General features: G+C 27.0%; 7 protein-coding genes. 6 read left to right on the top strand and 1 reads right to left on the bottom strand.

The features are described 5' to 3' along the window. On the bottom strand, nt 1-547 hold a 547-nt coding region (locus KKC53_06275; protein MBU2598752.1), incomplete at its 3' end, for a helix-turn-helix domain-containing protein. 473 nt (nt 548-1020) lie between these two features. Here KKC53_06275 and rbfA point away from each other — a divergent pair. The 6 genes from rbfA to KKC53_06245 form a co-directional block, all read left to right on the top strand. Continuing rightward, entirely contained in the window at nt 1021-1380 is a 360-nt protein-coding gene (gene rbfA / locus KKC53_06270) for a 30S ribosome-binding factor RbfA (GenBank protein ID MBU2598751.1), read from the top strand. Continuing rightward, nucleotides 1377-2363, top strand: a complete 987-nt coding sequence (locus KKC53_06265) for a bifunctional oligoribonuclease/PAP phosphatase NrnA (protein ID MBU2598750.1) — start codon at nt 1377-1379, stop codon at nt 2361-2363. The genes rbfA and KKC53_06265 overlap by 4 nt, the downstream gene beginning before the upstream one ends. A 197-nt stretch (nt 2364-2560) precedes the next feature. Next, nucleotides 2561-3586, top strand: coding sequence for a tRNA pseudouridine(55) synthase TruB (locus KKC53_06260; protein MBU2598749.1), 1026 nt, complete (start codon nt 2561-2563; stop codon nt 3584-3586). Nucleotides 3587-3672: 86 nt separating this feature from the next. Further along, nucleotides 3673-4662 (top strand): bifunctional riboflavin kinase/FAD synthetase, encoded by a 990-nt coding sequence (locus tag KKC53_06255; protein MBU2598748.1) that lies wholly within the window; start codon nt 3673-3675, stop codon nt 4660-4662. Between the two features lie 133 nt (nt 4663-4795). Beyond that, on the top strand, nt 4796-5065 hold the full coding sequence (gene rpsO / locus KKC53_06250; GenBank protein MBU2598747.1) for a 30S ribosomal protein S15: 270 nt from the start codon (nt 4796-4798) through the stop codon (nt 5063-5065). Nucleotides 5066-5328: 263 nt separating this feature from the next. Further along, nucleotides 5329-6808 (top strand): hypothetical protein (locus tag KKC53_06245; GenBank protein ID MBU2598746.1); only part of this gene is annotated, 1480 nt, incomplete at its 3' end.

The raw sequence follows: 6808 nt of genomic DNA, 5'->3' as shown, positions 1-6808 counted from the left end.
TATCTGATTTTTTCTCTTGTTCCTTTACATCGTATTCACACAAAACAGAACAATACCAATTATTACCATCTTGAGAAATTGTAATTGATTTAGGCTTGCCTTTAAGTGGTCTATGTTTAATCCATTTTACTTCACCTATTTTAGGAATAAATACAAATCCTTTACCTAATCTATACTTTTGAGGACAAGTAAAACTATCACTCAGAAAATGTTTTTTCTTAAAAGAAGGAAAGCCTTTTTCTTTTTTAAAACTATCCTTTAATGCTTTATCAAATTGACGAATAACCATTTGAAGAGATTGTGAAAATGACTTTTTTAAAAAAGGAAGTTCTTGTTTTAATTTTGGTAATGAAGTAGCCAATTCATGATAGAATTTGAATTTCCCTGTTTCTTTGTAGTAATCAATGTTATCTTTCAAAAAGTGATTCCATACAAACCGAGTATTGCCTCCATGTTGTAACAGCTTTTGTTTTTGCTCTTTTGTTGGTTTTAACCTGTATTTAAATCCTTTTTGAATCAGCATACTATTTACCTTTTTCTTGTTCATCTTTCCACTGTTTTGGAATCGCTATATTTATCTGTATGTTCATATTTAAATTCCTTTTATCTATTTACATATATGTTATACTAAAGCACTAATTAAATATCAGGTCTTTTTTGAAAAATATTTAGTCAATTCTTCCCCGATGCAAACATCGAGGTTTTCTTGACGGCTCTCTATAACATATACATTAATTTTTAATATTCTTTAATTCTAATAAGTTTTTGAAAAAGCATTCCCGATGAAGTTATCCAGGAAAGGAGCATTAAAAATGAAAGGAAATAGAATAAAGGTTTAATGTTTTAATAATTCAAGCTTTTTTTAAATTAACTTGTTTACTTAAACTATTAATTATTACAGCTGTTATTACGAAATTATTATAATTACTTTTAATATTTTAATATTTGATTTAAAATATGGTGTTTAAAAAAATTAACATAAGTTTAAAATTTAATGATAATTAATGGAGATGAAAAGAAATGGGTGTAGAAAGAGTAAGAAAAGTGGAAATAGCTATTCAGAAAGAATTAAGTGAAATTTTACAAAGAGAGATAAAGGATCCAAGGATTGGGTTTGTGACTGTGACTAAAGTAAAAGTTACTCCTGATTTGAGAATTGCGAATATTTATATTAGTATATACGGTTCTGATGAAGAGAAAGAACAAAGTATAAAAGGACTTGAAAGTGCAAAAAAATATATTAGAAGCTTACTTGGAAAAAGATTAGATTTAAAATTTACACCAGAAATTAAATTCTTCTTTGACAAATCTATTGAGGAAGGTATAAGGATATCAAAATTAATTTCTGAAATAAAAGAGAAGGAAGGTAAAAAAAGTTGAAAATAACAAACCATAAAAATATTTCAAAGAAAATTGCGCAAATATTAAAAAATGAAGATAAATTTGTACTTTTTATTCATAAAATTCCTGATGGTGATGCAATGGGCTCACTCCTTGCTGTGTTTTGTTTATTAAAAAAGTGGAGAAAGAATGTTGAAATAGCATGGGATAATGAAATTCCATATCAGTATGTTAAACTTCCTCATGCAAATAATTTAAAGAAAAATCACCCACAAATTGATTCTAAAACAATTTTAATTTCTTTAGATAATTCCACTAATAATATCATCAATAAATTCTATCCAAATCTCAATAGGCATAACTATAAAATGATAATAAATATTGATCATCATTATAAAAATACAAAATTTGGTGATATAAATTTAATAATTCCAGAAGCTGCCTCTGTTACTCAGATTCTATATGATATTTTTAAGGAAAATAATATAAAAATAGATATTGAAATAGCTGAGTGTCTATATACTGGATTAGTAGCTGATAGTGGGAAGTTTCAGTATATAAATACTACTAGTCATAGTCATATTATGGCTGCTGAACTTATTTCTATAGGAGTAAATCCTAATAAAATATTTAAAAGTATTTATGAAAATAAGCCTATATCTACACTTGACCTGCATAAATTAATGATTAAAAGAACAAAAACTTCAAAAGGTGGTTCACTAATTTACTCTTATGTTCTACAGGACGACTCAAAGGAATTAAATCTTCCATATTCAGCTTCAATGGAATTTATAAATGTAATAAGAGCAATTGAAAATGTAAAACTCGCAGCAGTATTTAAGCAACAAAAAGATGGTACATACAGAGTTAGTCTTAGATCATCAAGTGATACAGATGTTTCCAAAATTGCTAATAAGTTTGGTGGTGGAGGTCATCCAATGGCTGCAGGCTATCATTGTAATAGTAGAAATTTAAATGATTGTATTAAACAACTAGAGAATAAGTTCAATACAAATAATTAGATGATAAGTAGCACCCCTGTATAAACAAATTTTTTCTCTTTGTAATATGAATCTTAAGTTTGATTTTGTAGCACTGCATATATGATTCTTTCTAAGTTACAAAAAAGTAACATCACATATATGACTGTTGCCTATTTTACGGTTTATTGAAATTATATTTATAAATTTAAAAATTTATATTTATTTTTTTTATAAAAATGAAAAATTATATAAAAGATGGATTAATAATAATCAATAAACCAAAAGGTTTAACTTCACACGATGTTGTTGAGGAGATAAGAAATCTTTTTCCAAAAGTTAAGGTGGGGCATACTGGAACTTTAGACCCATTAGCAACCGGGGTTTTGCTTGTTTGCATAGGAAAGGCAACGAAACTTTCACAAATTTTAGTTAAATACAGTAAAGAATATGTTGCAGAAATAGAATTAGGATATGAAACTGATACGCTGGATAGTTATGGAGAGATAGTTAAAAGATTAAGTAAAGATGAGTTAAGTAGGAGATTAGAGAATATAAATATAAACAATATTAGAGAGAAGAATAAAATAATAGTTGTAAAGAATTTTAAAAGTTATCATAAAAGTTTAAAGAAAGTGCTGGATAGCTTTGTTGGAGAAATAGATCAGGTTCCTCCAATTTATTCTGCTATAAAGTTAAAGGGAAAAGAACTATATAAAATTGCCAGAAAAAATGAAAAGGTTGAAATAAAACCTAAGAAAGTAAAAATATATAAAATTCAATTAATAGATACAATAAAAAATTCTATATTAAAAATAAAAGTTAATTGCTCTTCTGGAACATATATCAGAGCTTTAGCGAGAGATATAGGAATAAAATTAAAAACATACGCAACATTAACAAACTTAGTAAGAACAAGAATCGGAAATTATAAGATAGAAGATTCCTATAAATTGGAGCAGTTAGAAAATTTAGCTTTAATGAAAAGAATTAATGAAATAGTAATTCCAATTTCAGAATTTTTAAAGATTTATAAGAAAGTAAAGATTAAAGATTTTTTTAAAAAAATGATAGAAAATGGTGCTCCTCTTTCACTTAATATGATTAAAAATATACCTTTAATATGTAAAAAAGAAGAAACAATAATTATATATACAAATACTAAAAAATCTATAAGTCTATACAAAACGGTCAGGAATATTAATTTAGATACAGAATCTAATAGTAAGATGGTAGTGGCAAAAGCTTGGATAATGCTAAATTAAGTTCTTACACACAAATTTGATGAGATTCTTAGCAGAACCTATACTTTTTAATTTGTGATTATTTTTAATTCTTTTTTATTAGGAAAATGATAAAAATTGTTAAATTGAAAAATTTAAATGAACATAAAGAAAATTTAAATTATAAAAAGGGCAATGTATTAACCATTGGTTTTTTTGATGGTGTCCATATTGGTCATCAAAAAATATTAGGTATTGGTAAAAAAATATCATTGGAAAAAGATATTCCATTTGTTATATTAACCTTTCATCCACATCCCAATAAAGTCTTTTTCCCGGCTAAAGAATTCTCTTTGCTTACATCTTTAGAAGATAGACTTAAATTAATCAATTGTTTTGATGTTGATTTAGTAATTGTAATACCTTTTACAAAAGATTTTTCAATGATAACTAAAGAAAAGTTTTTAGATGAGATAATAAAAAGGAAAATTAATCCTAAATTATTAGTAATTGGTGAAGATTTTAGATTTGGTTATAAAGCAAAAGGCAATGTAGATTTTTTAAAAAGATATTTTGAAGAACAAAATGTTAAGGTAAATGTCATACCATTATTAAAAGTTAATGATAAAACAGTTTCCAGCACTCTAATTCGGGAATTAATAATGAAGGGAGAAATATTCAAAGCCAATAATTTATTACAAAGAACTTATGAAATCTATGGATCAGTAATAAAGGGCAAGGGGATGGGAAAAGTTATCGGTTTTCCAACAATAAATATTAAAATGTTAGAAGAACTGGTTTTACCAGGTGATGGCGTATACTTAGGAGAAATAAAGTCGAATAGTCTAAGAAGGTATTGTTTAATAAATATTGGTAAAAGACCAACTTTTGATGGAAAAAAAAGAACAATTGAATTCTATATTTTAGATACAAAGGAAGAAAAGGTTAAAGAGTTAATGAAATCAGAGATGTTGAGATTATGTTTTATAGATAAATTGAGAAATGAGATTAAATTTGAATCAGTTGAAAAGTTAGTGAATCAGATTAAAAAAGATATTAAAAAAGCAAAAGGAATATTAAAAGAATTTTTAAATGTAAGGTTAAAAAAGTTGAAATAAAATTGTTAAAATAAAATATATAATATAATATATATATAATTCAAATATAGTAAAAGTAGATTAACCACCCTTGCTTAGGATATTGAAACACAAACGATATCTTATGCTTGTAATAAAATGGAGGTAAAAACAATTGTCATTAAGTAAAGAAGAGAAGCAAAAGATTATAGAAGAATATAAAGTTCACGAAAATGATACAGGTTCTTCAGAAGTTCAATTAGCTATTTTAACCCAAGAAATAAACGATCTAACGGAGCATTTGAAGGCTCATAAAAAAGATTTTCATTCAAGAAGAGGTTTATTGAAAAAAGTGGGTAGGAGAAGAAGACTTCTGGAGTATTTGAAGACAAGAGATACTGGAAGATATAAAAAACTAATTAAGAAATTAGGATTGAGGAAGTAAGAAATTATAAAGAAAGAATTTGGAGAAGTCCTTCGCATTATTTCAATCTTACATTCTCCTTTTTATCCACAAAGTTTTATGTTTTAGGAATTCATGCTTAAAGTTTACCAGTAATATTCTTTATATATATTATTCATTATATGAATTTATAGTTTACAGTTTATAATTTGAAAAATAATATTAAATAATTATATTTTTAGCATATTGTGATTTTTTAATGTGGTATAAATACTAACGTTAATAACTTTTAGGAGGTTATAATTTTGAAAAATAAAACAGTAACAATTCCAATAGAGGACAAGGAGATAATTTTAGAAACTGGGGAATTGGCGAAACAAGCAGATGGAGCTATTTTAGTTAAGTGTGGAGGTACAGTTTTACTAATAACTGTAGTTAAATCAAAAACTGAAAGAGGCGGATTAGATTTCCTTCCCTTACTTGTTGATGTTGAGGAGAGGATGTATGCAGCTGGAAAAATACCAGGAGGTTTCATAAAGAGAGAGGGAAGACCAAGAGATGATGCAATACTGGCAGCAAGATTAATTGATAGACCAATTAGACCACTATTTCCTGATGATTATCGAAATGAAGTTCAAATAATTGGCACCATTCTTTCAGTGGATCATATAAATCCATTCGATAATTTGGCTATAATAGGTGCATCTGCAGCATTAACTGTCTCGGATATACCTTTTTTGGGTCCGATAGGAGCAGTTAGAGTTGGCTATTTAGATGAGAAATACATAATGAATCCAACTTTTGAGCAGTTAGAAAATAGTTCTTTAAATTTAATTATTGCTGGAACAAAAGATGATATCATCATGATAGAAGCAGAAGCAGATGAGGTATCCGAAGAAGTTTTGATAGGAGCAATTGAAGCAGCTAAATTGATTATTAATATTCAGATTGATAAACAGATAGAATTCAGCAATATGGTTAGAAAAGCAAATAATAAGTTAGTTGATATTGCCAGGGAACCTTTATTAAAAGCGGTTAAGATTGAGGATGCAAATACAAGACAAGGTGAAATTTCTAAAATTAAGAAAGAATCAATTTCAAAAGCTATACAATTTGCTTCTGATGAACTTAAAGAGGATTGGGAAGAGAAAATTTCAGATATGGAAGATTCTCTAAGAAAATTAGAAAAAGAACTGATGGAAGATTTCCTCTATTTAAAATTGGTTGAGACACTAAAAGAAAAGATATTAGATGCCTTCCTGATTGAGGATGTTGAGGAAAGAAATGATACCTTAACTGAAATAAAAAATCAGGCAAAAGAGGAAATTACTAATCAATGGTTAGAATATCAAAAAACGATAGTAAAATTCATAAAACAGATTGAAAAGGATGTAGCAAGAGAGTTTCTTTCAGATAAAATTTTAAATTTTGTACAGGAACCAATGTCAGACATAATTAAGATAGAAGATGCTGAAGAAAGAAAGGCAATGATCAATCAGTTAAAAGAAATAACAGTTGCTAAATTAGAGAAAGGTTGGGAGAAATATAATAATATAATAAATGATATATTTTCTAATATAACCAAGGAATTGATTAGAAAGAGAATTTTAGAAGATAAAGTTCGTTCAGATAACAGAAAACCTACGGATATAAGAGAGATTACATGTAAAGCTGGATATCTACCCAGAAATGTAGTTCATGGATCTGGATTATTTACAAGGGGAAAAACACAAGTTCTGTCAATACTTACATTGGGAAGATTAAAAGAAGAACAGTTATTAGATG

It is taken from the genome of Actinomycetota bacterium (assembly GCA_018830725.1).
Lineage (GTDB): Bacteria > Actinomycetota > Humimicrobiia > JAHJRV01 > JAHJRV01 > JAHJRV01.
This window is presented reverse-complemented; position numbering and strand designations above follow the sequence as displayed.

What these genes read in the sequence shown, in the direction of transcription:
- KKC53_06260 (MBU2598749.1), top strand. Translation starts at nt 2,561, where the DNA reads ATGAAAAATTATATAAAAGATGGATTAATAATAATCAATAAACCAAAA.
- rbfA (MBU2598751.1), top strand. Translation starts at nt 1,021, where the DNA reads ATGGGTGTAGAAAGAGTAAGAAAAGTGGAAATAGCTATTCAGAAAGAA.
- KKC53_06255 (MBU2598748.1), top strand. Translation starts at nt 3,673, where the DNA reads ATGATAAAAATTGTTAAATTGAAAAATTTAAATGAACATAAAGAAAAT.